This is a genomic window from Kitasatospora sp. NPDC002227 (genome assembly GCF_040296285.1).
Classification (GTDB): Bacteria; Actinomycetota; Actinomycetes; order Streptomycetales; family Streptomycetaceae; genus Kitasatospora.
The window spans coordinates 1-17,465 of the sequence record NZ_JBEOWY010000065.1; the positions used below are offsets into that span (position 1 = coordinate 1).

The 17,465-nt window shown below is 73.8% G+C and carries 10 protein-coding genes; 7 read left to right on the forward strand and 3 right to left on the reverse strand.

The features are described from left to right. From ABT095_RS34995 to ABT095_RS35010, 4 genes are all read left to right on the forward strand, one after another. Window positions 1-10,080, forward strand: a 10,080-nt coding sequence (locus ABT095_RS34995; protein ID WP_350533624.1) for a type I polyketide synthase, incomplete at its 5' end; no start/stop codon positions are given. Between the two features lie 132 nt (window positions 10,081-10,212). Continuing rightward, window positions 10,213-11,694 carry a bifunctional phosphatase PAP2/diacylglycerol kinase family protein gene (locus ABT095_RS35000; RefSeq protein ID WP_350533625.1) on the forward strand — a complete coding sequence of 494 codons (1,482 nt, stop codon included), beginning with the start codon at window positions 10,213-10,215 and terminating at the stop codon, window positions 11,692-11,694. Between the two features lie 136 nt (window positions 11,695-11,830). Then, complete coding sequence (locus ABT095_RS35005) at window positions 11,831-12,223, forward strand: hypothetical protein (protein WP_350533626.1); 393 nt, start codon at window positions 11,831-11,833, stop codon at window positions 12,221-12,223. A 122-nt stretch (window positions 12,224-12,345) separates the two neighbouring features. Continuing rightward, entirely contained in the window at window positions 12,346-12,654 is a 309-nt protein-coding gene (locus tag ABT095_RS35010) for a hypothetical protein (RefSeq protein ID WP_350533627.1), read from the forward strand. Between the two features lie 90 nt (window positions 12,655-12,744). On the opposite strand, the gene ABT095_RS35015 is transcribed toward ABT095_RS35010, so the two are convergent. Beyond that, window positions 12,745-13,878: a DUF6183 family protein gene (locus ABT095_RS35015; RefSeq protein ID WP_350533628.1), complete on the reverse strand. Its 1,134-nt coding sequence runs from the start codon at window positions 13,876-13,878 to the stop codon at window positions 12,745-12,747. Between the two features lie 166 nt (window positions 13,879-14,044). Between ABT095_RS35015 and ABT095_RS35020 the strand changes: the two genes are divergently transcribed. The 3 genes from ABT095_RS35020 to ABT095_RS35030 all read left to right on the forward strand — a co-directional run bounded on the left by ABT095_RS35020 (window position 14,045) and on the right by ABT095_RS35030 (window position 16,317). Then, on the forward strand, window positions 14,045-14,413 hold the full coding sequence (locus ABT095_RS35020; RefSeq protein WP_350533635.1) for a hypothetical protein: 369 nt from the start codon (window positions 14,045-14,047) through the stop codon (window positions 14,411-14,413). A 91-nt stretch (window positions 14,414-14,504) separates the two neighbouring features. Beyond that, entirely contained in the window at window positions 14,505-15,671 is a 1,167-nt protein-coding gene (locus tag ABT095_RS35025) for an alpha/beta hydrolase family protein (protein WP_350533629.1), read from the forward strand. 148 nt (window positions 15,672-15,819) lie between these two features. Beyond that, complete coding sequence (locus ABT095_RS35030) at window positions 15,820-16,317, forward strand: GNAT family N-acetyltransferase (protein WP_350533630.1); 498 nt, start codon at window positions 15,820-15,822, stop codon at window positions 16,315-16,317. Window positions 16,318-16,326: 9 nt separating this feature from the next. Here the strand turns inward: ABT095_RS35030 and ABT095_RS35035 are convergent, their stop codons facing one another. After that, entirely contained in the window at window positions 16,327-17,001 is a 675-nt protein-coding gene (locus ABT095_RS35035; protein ID WP_350533631.1) for a DUF6193 family natural product biosynthesis protein, read from the reverse strand. Window positions 17,002-17,110: 109 nt separating this feature from the next. Beyond that, a complete protein-coding gene (locus tag ABT095_RS35040; RefSeq protein ID WP_350533632.1) occupies window positions 17,111-17,380 on the reverse strand; it encodes a hypothetical protein in 270 nt (89 codons plus the stop codon). Window positions 17,381-17,465: the final 85 nt, after the last annotated feature.

Sequence of the window (17,465 nt, forward strand, 5' to 3'; positions counted from 1 at the left end):
GTGCTTGCGGTGGTGCGGGGTTCTGCGGTCAACCAGGACGGTGCGTCGAACGGTCTGACGGCGCCGAACGGTCCGTCGCAGCAGCGGGTGATCCGCGCCGCACTCGCCAACGCCCAGCTGACGGCCGACCAGATCGACGCCGTCGAGGCGCACGGCACCGGTACGGCGCTGGGCGACCCGATCGAGGCGCAGGCCTTGCTCGCCACCTACGGTCGCGACCGGGACGCGGCGAACCCGCTGTTGTTGGGTTCGTTGAAGTCGAACATCGGTCACACGCAGGCGGCTTCGGGTGTGGCGAGTGTGATCAAGATGGTGATGGCGATGCGGCACGGTGTGCTGCCGCGTACGTTGCATGTGGATGCGCCGTCGCCGCATGTGGACTGGTCGGCGGGTGCGGTGGAGCTGCTGACGGAGTCGGTGGAGTGGCCGGAGACCGGGCGTCCCCGCCGGGCGGGTGTGTCCTCGTTCGGTATGAGTGGCACGAACGCCCATGCGGTGCTGGAGCAGGCGCCGGAGGCGGCGGAGGCCGGGGTTTCGGTGGCCGGGCCGGTGGTGCCGTGGGTGGTGTCGGGTCGTGGTGGGGCTGCGTTGTGTGCGCAGGCCGGGCGGCTGGCGGAGCAGTTGGACGCGGGTGTGTCGGTTGCTGGGGTCGGTCGGGCGTTGGCGGTGTCGCGGGCGGAGTTCGAGCAGCGGGCTGTGGTGCTCGGTGCGGATGCCGCGGAGTTGCTGGCGGGGTTGGCTGTGGTCGCCGGGGGTGGCGAGGCGGCGGGTGTGGTGGTGGGCTCGGTGGTGGAGGGCCGGACCGGGTTCCTGTTCTCCGGCCAGGGGAGTCAGCGGGCGGGGATGGGGCGTGAACTGTACGGGGCGTTCCCGGTGTTCGCGGATGCGCTTGATGCGGTGTGTGCGCAGTTCGACGCCGAGTTGGAGCGGCCGCTGCGTGAGGTGATGTTCGACGCCTCGACGGATCTGCTGGACCAGACCGTGTGGACGCAGGCCGGGCTGTTCGCCTTCGAGGTGGCGCTGTTCCGGCTGGTGGAGTCCTGGGGTGTGACGCCCGACTTGGTGGCCGGGCATTCGATCGGTGAGCTGGCGGCGGCGTATGTGGCCGGTGTGTGGTCGTTGGAGGACGCGTGCCGTCTGGTGGCCGCTCGTGGCCGGCTGATGCAGGCGCTGCCGAGTGGTGGTGCGATGCTCGCCGTGCAGGCGACGGAGGCCGAGGTCCGGGCCGTGCTGGCTGGTGCGGTGGATGTCGCGGCGGTCAACGGGCCTTCGTCTGTGGTGGTTTCCGGTGCTGAGGCGGATGTCGCGGCGCTGGAGGCGGCCTGGCGGGCCGAGGGCCGGAAGGTCAAGCGGCTCACCGTGAGCCACGCGTTCCACTCCTCGCTGATGGACCCGATGCTCGCCGAGTTCCGCGCAGTCGCGGAGACTCTGGAGTACAGCGTGCCGACGATCCCGGTGGTCTCGAACCTCACCGGCTCGTTCACCGAGGAGCTCGCCACGCCCGAGTACTGGGCGCGCCACGTCCGCGAGGCGGTCCGCTTCGCCGACGGCGTGGCGACCCTGCGGGGCGAGGGTGTCCGGACCTTCCTCGAGCTCGGCCCCGACGCCGTCCTCGCCGCCCTGGTACCGGACGGGACGGTGGCGCTGCCGCTTGCCCGTTCGGGACGACCGGAGGCGGCCGGCCTGCTGGCCGCACTGGCCGGTGCGTACGTGCGCGGCACGGCCGTCGACTGGTCCGCGCTGTTCAGCGGCGCAGCCCATGTGGAGCTGCCGACCTACGCCTTCCAGCACGCCCGGTACTGGCCGACGATGGCAGGCGGCTTCTCGGGCGATGTCACCGAGCTGGGCCTGCGGGCGACCGATCACCCGCTGCTCGGCGCCGCCGTCGCTCTCGCCGACGGGGCGGGGACGGTGCTGACCGGTTCGCTCTCGCTCAAGACCCACCCGTGGCTGGCCGAGCACCGGATCATGGATCACGTCCTGCTCCCCGGCACCGCCTTCGTCGAGCTCGCCATGCGCGCCGCCGACCAGGCCGGCTGCCAGGGGGTGGAGGAGCTGATCCTGGAGGCGCCGCTGGTCCTCGCCGATAGCGGGACGGTCCAGGTGCAGGTCCGGGTCGGAGCGGAGGAGGAGGACGGCGCCCGCGCGCTGAGCATCTACTCCCAGCAGCACGGTGAGGACGTCTGGCGTCGGCACGCGACGGGTTCGCTCGCCGGATCGCCCCAGGCTCCTTTCGCTGCTGAGGAGTTGTCCACCTGGCCGCCCGCCTCGGCGGTCGCGGTGCCGGTGGAGTCGCTCTACCCCGAGTTCGCCGACCGCGGGTTCGCCTACGGCCCGTCGTTCCAGGGCCTGCGAGCCGCCTGGCGGCGTGGCGAGGAGGTGTACGCGGAGGTCGCGCTGCCGGCCGAGACCGACGCCGAGGGCTTCGGCCTGCACCCGGCACTGCTGGACGCCGCCCTGCACGCCACCGCGCTGGCGGCCGACCCGGCCTCGGGTTCGGGCGAGTCGCAGCAGGGCGGGGGACTCCCGTTCTCCTGGTCGGGCGTGTCGCTCTTCGCCTCGGGTGCGGCCGTACTGCGGGTGCGCCTGTCGCGGACCGGCACGGATGGCGTCGCGCTGCTGGCGGCCGATGAGTCGGGCGCCCCGGTTCTCTCGGTGGACTCGCTGGTGCTGCGTCAGGTGACGCAGGAACAGCTCAGGGCCTCCGACTCGAGCGCCGACTCGCTCTTCCGTCTCGGCTGGTCGGCGATACCGGCTGCCGAGGGTACGACCGACGGCTGGGCGCTGCTGGGTGAGGACACGCTGGGCAGTGGGCTGCCGACGGGTGACGTGGAGTCGGCCTCGGTGCTGGTGGCCCGCGCCACGGCGCCCGAGCAGGCCCTGCAACTGATTCAGGAGCTGCTGGCCGACGAGTCCAACCCCGAAGCCCGGCTGGTGCTGCTGACCCGCGCGGCGGTCGCCACCAACTCCGGTGAGGGTGTGGCTGATCTGGAGGGTGCGGCGGTCTGGGGTCTGGTGCGTTCTGCTCAGTCGGAGCAGCCGGGTCGGGTGGTGTTGGTGGATGTGGACGGCTCTGCGGAGTCGTGGGCTGTGGTGGCCGGGGCTGTTGCTTCGGGTGAGTCGCAGGTGGCTGTTCGGGCCGGTGCGGTGTTGGCGCCGCGCCTGCTGCGGGCCGACACGGCTGGGGAGTTGGTCGCGCCGGAGGGTGTGGCGTGGCGGCTGGACAGCCGTGAGCGCGGGACGCTGGAGGCGTTGGAGCTGGTCGAGGCGGCGGTGGAGCCGTTGGCCGAGGGGCAGGTGCGGATCGCGGTGCGGGCCGGGGGTGTGAACTTCCGGGACGTGCTGAATGCTTTGGGGATGTATCCGGTGGTGGCGCCGCTGGGTATCGAGGGTGCGGGTGTGGTGGCCGAGGTCGGTCCGGGCGTGACCGGGCTGGCTGTGGGTGACCGGGTGCTGGGGATGTTCGGTGGTGGGTTCGGGCCGTTCGCGGTCACCGACTACCGGATGGTGGCGCCGGTTCCGGTGGGGTGGTCGTTCGCGCGGGCGGCGTCGGTGCCGATCGTGTTCCTGACCGCGCTGTACGCGTGGACCGACCTTGGTAGCGTCCGGGCCGGTGAGCGGGTGCTGGTGCACGCGGGTGCCGGTGGTGTCGGCATGGCGGCGATCCAGCTGGCCCGGTACCTGGGTGCGGAGGTCTTCGCGACGGCGAGCCCCGGCAAGTGGGACACCTTGCGCTCGCTGGGCCTGGACGATGACCACATCGCGTCCTCGCGTGACCTGGCTTTCGCGGAGAAGTTCCTCGCAGTGACCGAGGGTGAGGGCGTGGACGTCGTCCTCAACGCCCTGGCGGGCGAGTTCGTGGACGCCTCGCTGAGCCTGCTGCCGCGTGGCGGGCGGTTCCTGGAGATGGGTAAGACGGACATTCGCACGACCGTGTCCGAGGGGGTCGTGTACCAGGCGTTCGACTTGGTCGAGGCCGGCCCGGCGCGGATCGGCGAGCTCCTCGCCGAGCTGCTCGACCTGTTCGCGTCGGGCGTCATCGAGACGCTGCCGGTGCGCAGTTGGGACGTCCGGCAGGCGCGGGAGGCGTTCCGGTTCGTCAGCCAGGCCAAGCATGTCGGCAAGGTCGTCCTGACGGTCCCGCAGCAGCTCGATCCGGCGCGTGAGGTGTTGATCACCGGCGGGACCGGTTCGCTGGGCGGGCTGGTGGCCCGGCACCTGGTTACCGAGCACGGGGCGCGCAAGCTCCTGCTGCTCTCCCGCCGTGGCCTCGAGGCCGCCGGTTCGGCCGAACTCGTCGCCGAACTTGGCGAGTTGGGTGCCAGGGCCGAGGTGGTGGCCTGTGACGTCGCCGACCGCGACGCGCTGGCCGCCGTTCTGGCCGGCCGTGAGCTGACCGCCGTGGTCCACACGGCGGGCGTGCTGGACGACGGCCTGGTTGCCGGCATGACCCCCGAGCGGCTCGCCGCTGTCCGTGGCCCCAAGGCCGACGCCGCCCGGCACCTGCACGAGCTCACGCTCACCCAGGACCTCGCCGCGTTCGTGATGTTCTCCTCCGCCTCCGGCATCGTCGGCGGCGCGGGGCAGTCCAACTACGCCGCCGCCAACGCCTACCTCGACGCCCTCGCGGCTCACCGCCGCACCCTCGGCCTGCCCGCCACCTCGCTCGCCTGGGGCCCGTGGCAGCAGTCCGGCGGCGGCATGACCGAGGAGCTGACCGAGGCGGATCTGCGCCGGATGGCCGAGGCAGGGGTGCTGCCGTTCAGCCCGGCCCAGGGGCTGGGGCTGTTCGACGCGGCCGGGGCGAGCGCCGAGGCGCTGCTGGTCCCGGCGCGGCTGGACCTCGCCACGCTGCGCGAGCGCGCGGCCGAGCACGGTGTCCCGCCGCTGCTGCGGGAGCTGGTCCGGGTCACCCGGCGTCGGGCCGCCGCCGCATCGGGCGACACGCGCGGCGAGCAGGGCACGCTGGCCGGCCGGCTCGTCGGGCTGACCGGGCCGGAGCGGGAGCGGGCGCTGCTCGACCTGGTCCGGGGGAGTGTCGCCGCGGTGCTCGGCCACAGCTCGGTGGCGAGCGTCGAGCCGGACCGGGCGTTCAAGGACCTCGGCTTCGACTCGCTCACCTCGGTCGAGCTGCGCAACCGCCTCAACACCGCGACCGGTCTGCGCCTGCCCGCCACCCTGGTCTTCGACCACCCGACCGTGGCCGCGCTCGCGCAGCACCTGGGCGCCGAGCTGCCCGGCGCCGACACGCCTGGGCAGGCGGACGCGAAGGCGGTCGTCCAGCAGGCCACCACGGCCGAGGAGCCGATCGCGATCGTCGCCATGAGCTGCCGCTTCCCGGGCGGGGTCCGCTCGCCGGAGGAGCTCTGGCAGTTGGTGGCGGATGGTGGCGATGCGGTTTCGGGCTTCCCGACCGACCGTGGCTGGGACGTGGAGGGGCTGTTCGACGCCGACCTGAACCGGGCCGGGACCTCGTACGTCCGCGAGGGCGGCTTCCTGTACGACGTGGCCGGCTTCGACGCCGCGTTCTTCGGGATCTCGCCGCGCGAGGCGCTCGCCATGGACCCGCAGCAGCGCCTGCTGCTCGAGACGGCCTGGGAGGTCTTCGAGCGGGCCGGGCTCGACCCGGCGACGGTGCGCGGCCGCCAGGCGGGCGTGTTCATCGGCGCGGCGCCGTCCGGCTACGGCTCGGCTCTCTCCGGTGAGCTGCCGGACGGCCTGGAGGGGCACCTGCTGACCGGCAACACCGGCAGCGTGGTCTCCGGCCGCCTGTCCTACACCTTCGGGCTCGAGGGCCCGTCGATGACGGTCGACACGGCCTGCTCCTCCTCGCTGGTCGCCCTGCACCTCGCCGTCCAGGCGCTGCGCAGCGGCGAGTGCGGGATGGCGCTGGTCGGCGGCGCGGCCGTGATGGCCACGCCGGGGATGTTCACCGAGTTCAGCCGCCAGCGCGGTCTCGCGCAGGACGGCCGCTGCAAGTCCTTCGCCGAGGCGGCGGACGGCACCGGCTGGGCCGAGGGCGTCGGCATGCTGCTGGTCGAGCCGCTCTCCGAGGCACGCCGCCACGGGCACCCCGTGCTCGCGGTGGTGCGCGGTACGGCGGTCAACCAGGACGGTGCCTCCAACGGCCTGACCGCGCCCAACGGCCCTGCTCAGCAGCGGGTGATCCGGCAGGCGCTGGCCAACGCCCGACTGACCTCCGACCAGGTCGACGTGGTCGAGGCGCACGGCACCGGCACCCCGCTGGGCGACCCGATCGAGGCCCAGGCGCTGCTCGCCACCTACGGCCAGGACCGGCCCGAGGACCGGCCGCTCTGGCTGGGCTCGCTCAAGTCCAACCTCGGCCACATGCAGTCCGCGGCCGGTGTCGGCGGCATCATCAAGATGGTGATGGCCATGCGGAACGAGGTACTGCCGCGCACCCTGCACGTGGACGAGCCGACCTCGCACGTGGACTGGACGGCGGGCGCGGTGCGACTGCTCACCGAGCCCACCGCCTGGCCGCACCAGGAGGACCGCCCGCGCCGGGCCGGCATCTCGGCCTTCGGCATCAGCGGCACCAACGTGCACGCGATCATCGAGGACGTGGCCCCGGCCGCCGCACCGGAGCAGGTGTCCGGTCCGGCGGGTGACCTCCCGCTCGTGCTCTCCGCCCGCAGCGCCGACACGCTGCGCGAGCAGGCCCGGGCCCTGGCCGAACTCCTGCGCGGCGCGCCGGAGTCGGGCCTGCTGGACACCGCCTTCTCGCTCTCCACCGGCCGGGCGGCGTTCGAGCACCGGGCCGTCGTGGTCGGCCACGACCGGGACCATCTGCTCGACGGCCTGGACGCGCTCGCCGAGGGCCGGGCCGCCGGTTCGGTGACCGCCGGGGTGCGGGCCGAGGGCCTGACCGCCTTCGCCTTCTCCGGCCAGGGCAGCCAGCGGGCCGGGATGGGGCGTGAACTGTACGACGCGTACCCGGTGTTCGCGGCGGCGCTGGACGAGGTGTGTGCCAAGCTCGACGCCGAGCTCGAGCGGCCGCTGCGTGAGGTGCTGTTCGAGGACGCTTCGGGGCTGCTGGACCGGACCGCGTACACCCAGACCGGGCTGTTCGCGATCGAGGTGGCACTGTTCCGGCTGCTCGAATCCTGGGGTGTGACACCGGACTTCGTGACCGGTCACTCGATCGGTGAGCTGGCCGCCGCGCACGTGGCGGGTGTGCTGGGCCTGGCCGACGCCTGCAAGCTGGTCGCCGCCCGTGGCCGGCTGATGCAGGCGCTGCCGGCCGGCGGTGCGATGCTCGCGGTGCAGGCCTCGGAGGAGGACGTCCGGGCCACGCTGGTCGAGGGAGTTGACGTCGCTGCGGTCAACTCGGCGGACTCCGTGGTGGTTTCGGGGGTCGAGGCTGCCGTCGCGGAGCTGGAGGCGGCCTGGCGGGCCGAGGGCCGGAAGGTCAAGCGGCTCACGGTCAGCCACGCCTTCCACTCGCCGCTGATGGACCCGATGCTCGCCGAGTTCCGCGCGGTCGCCGAGTCGCTCACGTACGCCGCCCCCCGGATCCCGGTGGTCTCCAACCTGGCGGACGCCGAGCTCACCACCCCCGAGCACTGGGTGCGGCACGTCCGCGAGAGCGTCCGCTTCGCCGACGGCGTTGCGAGCCTGCGCGAGCAAGGTGTGGGCACGGTGGTGGAGTTGGGCCCCGACGGGGTGCTCTCCGCGCTGGCGGCCGACCCGGCCTGGGCGCCCGTCCAGCGGGCCGGGCGGCCCGAGGTGCACACGCTGGTGAGCTCCGTCGCCCGCCTGTACGTGCGCGGAGTGCGGATCGACTGGGCGGCGTACTTCGCCGGCTCCGGTGCCGCCCGGGTCGACCTGCCGACCTACCGCTTCCGGCGGGACCGGTACTGGCTGGCCTCCGGCTCGCCCGCAACGGCCGCCCCGGGCCTGGACATCGAGGCCGGGCGCTTCTGGGACGCGGTCGAGCGGCAGGACTTGGCGGCGCTCGGCAGCGAGCTCGCCATCGACCCGGCCCAGCCGCTCAGCGAGCTGCTGCCGGCCCTCTCCTCCTGGCGCAAGCAGCGCAAGGAGCAGTCCGTGCTGGACGGTTGGCGCTACCGGGTGCGCTGGGAGGCCGTCGCCGAGCCCAAGCCGGGCCGGGAGCGCGGTAACTGGCTGGTGCTGGTGCCCGGCGGCGAACCCTCGCTGGCGGAGCAGGTGATCGGCGCGCTGACCGAGCGCGGCGGTACGGCCGTGCGGGTCGAGGTCGGCGACGCCGACACCGGCCGGGCCGCGCTGGCCGATCAACTGCGGGTAGCGGCGGGCGAATCCACGACCGGAGTCGTCTCGCTGCTCGGGCTCGACCGGGCCGCGCATCCCAAGCACCCGGCCGTCACCACCGGCATCGGGCTCACGCTGCTGCTGGTGCAGGCGCTCGGGGACGCCGCGATCGAGGCCCCGCTCTGGTGCCTGACCTCCGGCGGTGCGGCGGTCGCCCCCGGCGAGCCGGTCCACCCCGACCAGGCCCAACTGGCCGGTCTGGGCCGCGTGGTGGGCCTGGAGTGCGCCGACCGCTGGGGCGGCGTGATCGATCTGCCGGCGCAGCTGGACGCGACCGGCCGGGAGCGGCTGCGCGCCGTGCTCACCGGCGGCGGCGAGGAGGACCAGCTGGCGATCCGCCCGTCCGGGCTGCTGGCCCGCAGGCTGGTCCGCGCCCCGCGTCAGTCGGCCCCGGCCGACCGGACGGCCTGGCGGGCCCGTGGCACGGTGCTGATCACCGGCGGTACCGGTTCGCTCGGCCTGCGGGCGGCCCGCTGGCTGGCCGAGAACGGCGCCGAGCACCTGGTGCTGGTGAGCCGCCGGGGCGCGGACGCGCCCGGCGCGGCGGAGGCGGCGGCCGGGCTGGCCGCGAGCGGCGTGCGGGTGAGCCTCGAGTCCTGCGACATCGCGGACCGGGGTGCGCTCGCCAAGCTGCTGGACGGCCTGGCAGCCGACGGCTCGCCCGTCCGGTCCGTGGTGCACGCGGCGGGTGTCGGCGCCTCCGAGACCATCGCCGACACCGACCTCGGCTCCTTCGCCGAGGTGGTGGCCGCGAAGGCGGCCGGGGCGCGGCACCTGGACGAGCTGCTGGAGGGCGTGGAGCTGGACGCCTTCGTGCTCTTCGCCTCCATCTCCGGGATCTGGGGCAGCGGCGGGCAGTCCGCCTACTCCTCGGCCAACGCCTACCTGGACGCGCTCGCCGCCGACCGGCGGGCCCGGGGCCTGGCGGCCACCTCGGTGGCCTGGGGCCCGTGGGGCGGCGGCGGGATGGCCGCCGACGCCGAGCGCGCCGAGGGCCTGCGCCGTCGCGGGCTCCCCGCGCTCGACCCGGACACCGCCTGGGGCGCCCTGCAGGGCGCGCTGGACGACGGCGAGGCCTGCCTGACCGTGGCGGACGTGGTGTGGGAGACCTTCACGCCGCTGTTCACCGCGGCCCGGGGCTGCGCGCTGCTGCGCGGCGTGCCCCAGGCCCAGGCGGCGATGGCCGCCGCCACGGCCGAGCCGGTGGCGGTGGCCGGCGGGGGTGACCGGCTGCGCGAGCGGCTGGCCGGGCTGGGGGAGACGGAACGGGACGAGGCCCTGCTGGACCTGGTCCGCACCCAGGCCGCGCTCGCGCTCGGCCACTCCTCGGCCACGGCGGTCGAGGCCACCCGCTCGTTCAGCGCGATGGGCTTCGACTCGCTGACGGCGGTGGACTTCCGCACCCAGCTCGGCGCGGCGACCGGCCTGGCCCTCCCGGCCACCCTGGTCTTCGACCACCCGACGCCGACCGCGCTGGTCCGCTACCTGCGGGCCGAGCTGCTCCCCGAGCAGGCCTCGGCCGGTGAGGCCTTCCTCGCCGAGCTGAACCGCCTGGACGCGGCCGTGGCCTCCGCCGGGGCGGACAACCTGGTCAAGGCCAAGGTGGCGATGCGCCTGCAGAGCCTGCTCGCCCAGTGGAACGGCGGCCCCGCCGCGGCTGCGCCGGCGGTCGAGGCCAAGCCGGCCGCCTCGGCGGCGGACAGCCTGGCGGATGCGAGCGACGAGGAGCTGTTCGCCTTCATCAACCGCGACCTGGGCCGCGGCTGACCGTCGGCGCCGCAGATGCTGCGCCCGTCCGGTCTCCGGGCGGGGGCAGCACGGTGTGGTGGGCCGTGTCGACGGAGGTTCTTGGGGTAAGCGTGGTGGGTCGGCAGCACCGGATGGGGAGGACCGTTTCGGATGAGGAAAGCCCTGAACTCGCTCGACACCCGGCTCTTCGCCCAGGTCGCCACCCGCCGGATGCGCGGTGCCGACCCGTGGCTGCACCGGCTGACCAGGGCCGCCGACCACGGCAAGCTCTGGGTGGCCGCCGCCGCCGTCCTCGGCGCGACCGGCCGCCCGGCCGCCCGCCGGGCCGCGCTGCGCGGGGTGGGCTCGCTGCTGCTCGCCTCGGCCACCGTGAACCTCGCGGCCAAGGGCCTCACCCGGCGGCCGCGACCCGCGATCGACCTGGTGCCGGTCGTCCGACGCCTGGTCAGGCAGCCCTTCACCAGCTCCTTCCCCTCGGGGCACTCGGCCTCGGCGGCGGCCTTCGCCACCGCGCTCGCGATCGAATCGCCGCTGCTCGGCGCCCTCGCCGCTCCGGTGGCGGCCGGAGTGATGGCCTCCCGGGTGTACGTGGGGGTCCACTACCCCAGTGACGTCCTGGCCGGAGCGGCGCTCGGCGCGGGCGCGGCGGCGCTCACGCTGCGCTGGTGGCCCCGGCGCGACGGCCGGCCCGCCGGCACGGCGACGCCCCGGACCGACGCGCCCGCACTGCCCACCGGGGCCGGGCTGCACGTGGTGGTCAACGCGCAGTCGGGGAGCAGCGGGGAGGCGACCGTCGAGGAGCTGCGCGAGCTGCTCCCCGAGGCGGACATCCAGCTGTTCGAGGACGGCGACGACCTGGCCGCGCTGCTCGACCGGGCCGCCGCCCTCGCCCTCGCCTCGGGCGGGGCGCTCGGCATCTGCGGCGGGGACGGCAGCGTCAACCTGGCCGCCGGGGTCGCCGTCCGGGAGGGCCTGCCGCTGGCGGTCTTCCCCGGCGGCACCCTCAACCACTTCGCCCGGGACCTGGGCGCCGGCACCCTGGCCGCCACCGCGGAGGCCGTCCGCCGCGGCAGCGCGCGGGCCGTGGACCTCGGGCTGGTCCGCGCGGAGGGCGGCGACCGGCTCTTCCTGAACACCTTCAGCATCGGGATCTACCCCGAGCTGGTCCGGGTCCGCGAAAGCATGGAGAAGCGGCTGGGCAAGTGGCCCGCGCTGGCCGTGGCGCTGGTCCAGGTGCTGTCCTCCGCCGAGCCGGTCAGGCTGACCGTCTCCGGCGTCCCCCGCAGCCTCTGGCTGCTCTTCGCGGGCAACGGCGCCTACGACCCGCCCGGCTTCGCCCCCACCCACCGCAGCGAGCTCGACGGCGGCCTCCTCGACATCCGCGCCGTCGACGGCAGCCACCCCTTCGCCCGCACCCGCCTCCTCCTCGCCTTCCTCACCGGCACCCTCGCCACCACCCCCGTCTACCGCGAGGCCCGCCTCCCCGCCCTCGACCTCGCCGCCCTCGACACCGTCCCCCACCTCGCCGTCGACGGCGAGGCCGTCCCCGCCCCGGACCGCCTCCGCCTGACCAAGGCCGAGACCGCGCTGACCGTCTACCGCCCGGACCGGCCCGCAGCGGCACACGAGTGAGGCGTCGGCGCCGCCTCCTGGCCGACGCCGGATCTGTGCTCGGCCGGACGGGGCATCAGTTCCGTCCGGCCAACTGGCGGCCGTCGGCACCGGGGATACGGTCTGCATGCGAAACACCATGTGCAGGAGACTGAGAGTGACGACCGTCGCCGCCGTCGCGGCCCTGACCGGCCTGGCCGGGATCGCCCCCGCGTGGGCGGACACCCTGCTGGAGCACCGGACCTGGGCCTGCGAGGAGCCGTACTCGGGGGAGCTGGAGTGCGGCCCCGCCATGCTGGTGCCGCCCGGCGCCTACCTCTGGATCGGCTCCGACACCCCCGGGCCGACCATCTACCGGGCCTACTCGGGCGAGGGCGCGAGCCGTACCCAGATCGGCTACGGCGAGATGTTCGGCGCCGGCGGCGCGTTCCGGCTCTGGACCAACGACACCGACGAGTCCGTCCTGGTGCACATCACCGAGCACGCGGACGCCCCCGAGGACCGCTGCGGCACGGTCTTCGAGAGCGGCTTCTACGAAGTCAGGGCGTAGGGCCGCGCCCCGGCCACCGGGCCCGGTCGGGCTTGGCCGGTTTTCGTGACGACACCACCGAGGCCAGCCGCAAGGATTGGCGTGTCCACGGCAGTTGGCTCGACCGAACTCAGGGGGAACTGATGAAGCGTCTCGCCATCGGGATCGCTACCGCCGCTCTGCTCGGCACCGTCTTCGCCGCCACTCCGGCCGTGGCCGCCGACTCGGCGGGCCACCTCGCGGGCTGCATCACGTGGTACGACAAGGGCGGCCCGGGTGGTGCGGGTCGCTTCCACGCCAAGTGCGCGGGCACCGGGGTGTACGTCCGCACCACCCTCGTCTGCGCGGACGGGAGCAGCCACACCAGCGCCTGGCGCTACGAGTACCAGAAGTCGGAGTGCCCGTACGGCGTCGCCGCGGAGCGGGGCTACTACGGTACGACCCACGGATAGCGGGCGTCCTGGCCAGGGCCCTGGCACAGTGCCGGGGCCCTGGCTCGTCGCTTCGGCGGTCCGGCCGGGGCGGTCCGTGGTTCCTGCGGCTCAGCCGCCGTTGTAGTCGGTGGCGGCCAGGACGGCGAGGCGGCGGCCGTCGGGGGAGAGCACCAGGAGGCCGATGTCCATGTCGGCGTAGTTGAACCAGTGGGTGGAGGCGCTGAAGCCGTACCAGGTGCAGGCGCCCGCCAGCTGCTCCACCTCGGCCGGTGCCGCACCGTCGGGCGCGCCCACCAGGGCCGCGACGGACCGCCAGGCGGCGAGGCGGCCGTAGGCGCCGTACCACCAGTCGTTGCTGTGCCCGCCGCCGAGGGAGGCGGCCGCGAAGAGCACGCTCCAGGCCTCGGCCGGTGTGGTCGTGAAGACGGTGAGGCGGTCGGGGCCGGCCAGCTCGGCGAGGCAGTCCAAGGAGAGCGAGAGCAGTACCGGGTGGACGGTGTCGGGCCCGACCGGGGCGTCCGTGAGGTGGATGCCCGACTCGACGCGCCCGTTGTGGCGCCTTGACCAGCGGTCAACTGCGGCTTCGAGGGCGAAGTCGAGCCGGTTGGCGGTGACGAGCGGGACGTCCCCGGCGGCGCGGCTCGGCAGCGGGGCGCCCTCCGGCAGGGTGTACCGCGAGCCGAAGGTCATGCCCCCGACGAAGTAGTGCGGGACGACCGGCCGGACTTCCTGGGGCGCAAGGGTCCAGGGGAGCCAGGACAGCGGATGCTCCTGCCAGTACGGGGAGGCCCCGGCCCACGCCACGGCCTCGGGCAGCCCCTCGGCACTGCCGCCGCGCAGGGCCAGTTCGTGGATCAGGCAGGCCCGCAACTCGTCCGCGCCGCCACCGGACCGCCCCGGCGCGAACACCGGCCCCAAGTCCCGGACGGACTGGTACTCGGCCAGCACGGCGGCCGCACGACGTTCGGGTCTGGGGCCTTCCCCGAGCGCGGCCAGGCCCAGACGCAGCGCGTGCCCCACGTTCTCGCGGCCGGGCGTGGTCGCCAGCCGCCACAGGAGCCGCTCGAAGAGGTACCGGTGCTCGCCGCCGCCCGCGCCGTAGCGCCGCAGCAGCACGGCGCCGAACTGCGCCACGAACTCCGAGTCCCCGCGCCGCAGGTGGTCGTCGAGAAGATCGAGCGCCACTCCGGCCGGCTGAGGGCCCACCAACTCCTCGACGAGCTGTTCGATCCGATTCGTCACAGGGGTGAGCGTACGTGGCCCGAAGGGGGTGTGATCCCGGCTCCGACGGTGGCTTGGCGCGAGAACCCCTTTGCCGGTCCGATCCGGTGGCCTCTAGCGTGTCGGCGGACAGGAACCGTGCGTGTGTGCGGTGCCAGAGGTATGAGGAGAAACCGCTGTGGGAACCATGGTCGCGGTCAGGGGCTGGCTGGAGTGTGACGACCGGCAGCTTTCCCGGATCAAGGAGATCGTGGCAGCAGACGATCCGGAAGGCACCTACAGCGGCGGCTGGGCCTTCCCTGCTCGGCAGTACAACTACGTCAGCTGGGCCTTCTACGGGGGAGACATCCGTGCGGCGGCTCTCCAGTGGTTCGAGGAGAGGCTGCGTCAGATCGCCCGGATCCCGGCTTCCGACCAGGACGACGAGTACGACGAACGGCCTCGGGGGCTGTTCCTGGTCTCCCACGATGTCGACGGCATGAGCGAGTGGAGGGTCTGCAACGGTGGGCTGGTGATCGGCCCCCCGGGCGGGGACTACCGCTATCTCGACGCCTAGTGCAGCTCCGCACGACGTGCTCCCGGCGGACCAGAACATTCGCATCGATGGGCTGATTCGATACGGAGCTGCGGAACCTAGCGTCGGTCCCATGAAACGCAATCGCCGTATCAGCGCTGTCGCCGCGTTGGCGCTCGCCGCCCTCGTCAGCGGAACCGGCGCCGGGGGCGCCGCCACGACCACACCGGTGGCCACGCGCGCGTCCGACACTGCACCGGCCGCAGCCGTACGGTCCTTCCAAGGCGCGCTCCCCGCGCCGACCGGCCCCTACGCGGCCGGCGAGAGCGTCATCCACCTCACCGACGTGAGCCGTCCCGACCCGTGGGTGCCGTCGTCCGGCCCCCGCCGGCTGACCGTCACGATGGTCTACCCGGCCGTCCCCGGGACCGGGACTCCGGCCCCTTACATGACCCTCGCCGAGGCAGCCGGAGTCATCCAGCGCCGGAAGACGCCGGCGAGCTCCGGCGTCACCCCGCAGAACCTGGCCGGCGTCACCACCCACGCCTTCGACGGCGCGTGGCCGCGACGCGGCAGGTATCCACTGGTGGTCCTCTCGCCGGGGTACGAGGACCCGCGCATGATGCTCACCTCGCTCGCGACCGACCTGGCCAGTCACGGCTACGTCGTCGCGCTCGTCGGCCACACCTACGAGGACAGCGGCGAGACGCTGGCGGACGGACAGACGCCGCCGTGCGCGATCTGCGACGGCCCGGCGACGCTCGACTTCGACTCCGTCGCCGCCAGCCGCGCGCTGGACGTCTCCTTCGTTGTCGACCAGTTGACGCGCGACAGTCGCTCGTGGCCCCTGGCACACCTCATCGACAAGCACGAGATCGGCATGGCCGGCCACTCCCTCGGGGGAGCGGCGGCGGCCGCCACGATGATCGCCGACCCACGAGTACTGGCCGGAGTGAACATGGACGGCACCTTTCACCCGGTCCCGATGCCCGGTCAGATCGACCGGCCGTTCCTCATGCTGGGTACGGCCGCCAACACCGATTGGGAGCGCCCCTGGGCTGCCCTCGGCGACGACAAGAAGTGGCTGACGGTCGCCGGCGCCGACCACTTCAGCTTCTCCGACCTGGACCTGCTGCTGGAAGAGGCCGGGTTCCCGACGCCGCCCCTCTCCCCGGAACGCGGGGTGGCGATCACCCGCGAGTACGTGACAGCGTTCTTCGACCGGACGCTGAAGGGGATCGGCAGTCCGCTGCTGGACGGCCCCTCGCCGAACAATCCGGAAGTCCACTTCCAGCACTGACCTCCGGCTTCGAACAGGCGGAGCTGGTGATCACTCGTCCGGGTGATCCGGGGCGGTGGAACAGCCTCCGCGTGGTTCTGAACTCGACCAGTCGGTTCGGTGGAAATCGACTTGCTGTCCGCCGTGATGGGCGGGCAGGGTCCGGACCATGCTTGAACTACGTACGTTGACCTCGGACGACTGGCCTCTCTGGCGGGAGGTGCGGCTGGCCGCCCTCGGCGAGGCGCCTTATGCGTTCGGCTCGACGCTGGCCCAGTGGCAGGGGGCCGGTGACCGGGAGGAACGCTGGCGGGCCCGGCTGTCGATCCCCGGTGCGCACGATCTCCTCGCGCTGCTCGACGGCGTTGCGGTGGGTATGGCCAGCGGAGTGCCGGGGGAGGGGGCGGCGGACGCGGAGTTGATCTCCATGTGGGTCGCTCCTGCGGCTCGGGGCAGGGGTGTGGGTGACCACCTGATCCGGGCGGTCGAGCGGTGGGCGGTGGAGCGCGGTGCCACGGTGCTGCGGTTGTCCGTCATGCCGGACAACCGCATGGCGACCGCGCTCTACGGGCGGCACGGGTTCACGGACACGGGTGAGCCCGGCGAGCTCCTCGCCGATGGCAGTGGCCGGGAGCGGGTGATGGCGAAGCGCCTGGCCGCTGCCTGATCGCGGCCGTCAGGACTCCGCCCCCGGCAGGGCGGCGACCGCGAGGGAGACGGCCTCCTCCGGGGTGGTGAGGTGGATCGCGGTGCGGCTACCCCGGTACCGGAGCAGGTAGCCGTCTGCACGGGGCTCGATCGAGCAGCCGACACGCTCGTACGGGTAGGTCGGGGTGGCCGAGAACCAGAGGGTGAAGTGGCTGGTGACCGGGGTCAGCCGACGGAGCTCCGGACGGGCCTGGGCGGCTCTGAGGAGGGCGAGTTGGCGGTCCTGGAGCCGGTGACGGGCCCACGGGCGCCCTGCGGCGTCGATCAGGTGCCACCAGGACAGCTCGACCGGTCCGAACGGCTCGCGTTCGTGGGCCAGGGCCCAGGGCTCGAAGTGGATGAACGGCGCGGCCTCCTTGGTGCGTGAGAGGCTCGCGCCGCCGACCCAGGCGGCGACGGCTCCGACCACCGCGGCGGTCTCCGCCGTCATCCCGCCGGCCAGCCAGGCGCCCTGGCGATTGCAGCGCACCCGGTGGTGGCCGCTGTCCCGCGGCCCGGTGTGCACGCTCACGAGCCCGCCGTCCTCGTCCCCGAACACGGCGCGCCGGTCCGTCCGGATCGCCGGGGGAGGCAGCGCGAGGCCGTGCTGAGCCGCCGCGTACGAGAGGACGGCTGCGAGATCGAGGAGCGGAGCGTCGGTCATCTCACCTCTCCGGAGTCGGAGTCGGAGTCGGCGTCGGAGGCGGGGACGGGAGAGCGGTGGCGGGAAGGCGGGGCCGGAGGGAGAACCGGCAGAGTAGCCCGAGGAATTCCTACCGCGCGGGCGGTCGGCCGATGCCGTGGGCGTCGAGGTGCTCGATCAGGGCCTGCTCGCTGCGGCGCAGATCCGCCCGCACGTAGACGGGCAAGCCGGCGAGGGCGTCGGTCAGCACCCGCCTGCGCGGGATGTGCACCAGAGCGCTGGAGCGGATCCGGCAGCCCGAGCACCAGCTCAGGCTGATGCAGCGTTCGAAGAAGGAGGACTCGGGCGGATGGAACCGGTACGCGTAGGACCGGACGGGCTCGCGGCAGACCGTGCACACCCACCGCTCGCCGTCGCGGCCGCACCAGCCGGGCGGTCCCGGGCGCCAGGCCGTCCGTGACGTCCGCCGTTTCGGTGCTCTTCAA

Excerpts from the sequence above, each read along its gene's own strand:
- ABT095_RS35000 (WP_350533625.1), top strand. The coding sequence starts at position 10,213 with ATGAGGAAAGCCCTGAACTCGCTCGACACCCGGCTCTTCGCCCAGGTC.
- ABT095_RS35010 (WP_350533627.1), top strand. The coding sequence starts at position 12,346 with ATGAAGCGTCTCGCCATCGGGATCGCTACCGCCGCTCTGCTCGGCACC.
- ABT095_RS35020 (WP_350533635.1), top strand. The coding sequence starts at position 14,045 with ATGGTCGCGGTCAGGGGCTGGCTGGAGTGTGACGACCGGCAGCTTTCC.
- ABT095_RS35025 (WP_350533629.1), top strand. The coding sequence starts at position 14,505 with ATGAAACGCAATCGCCGTATCAGCGCTGTCGCCGCGTTGGCGCTCGCC.
- ABT095_RS35030 (WP_350533630.1), top strand. The coding sequence starts at position 15,820 with ATGCTTGAACTACGTACGTTGACCTCGGACGACTGGCCTCTCTGGCGG.
- ABT095_RS35035 (WP_350533631.1), bottom strand. The coding sequence starts at position 17,001 with ATGACCGACGCTCCGCTCCTCGATCTCGCAGCCGTCCTCTCGTACGCG.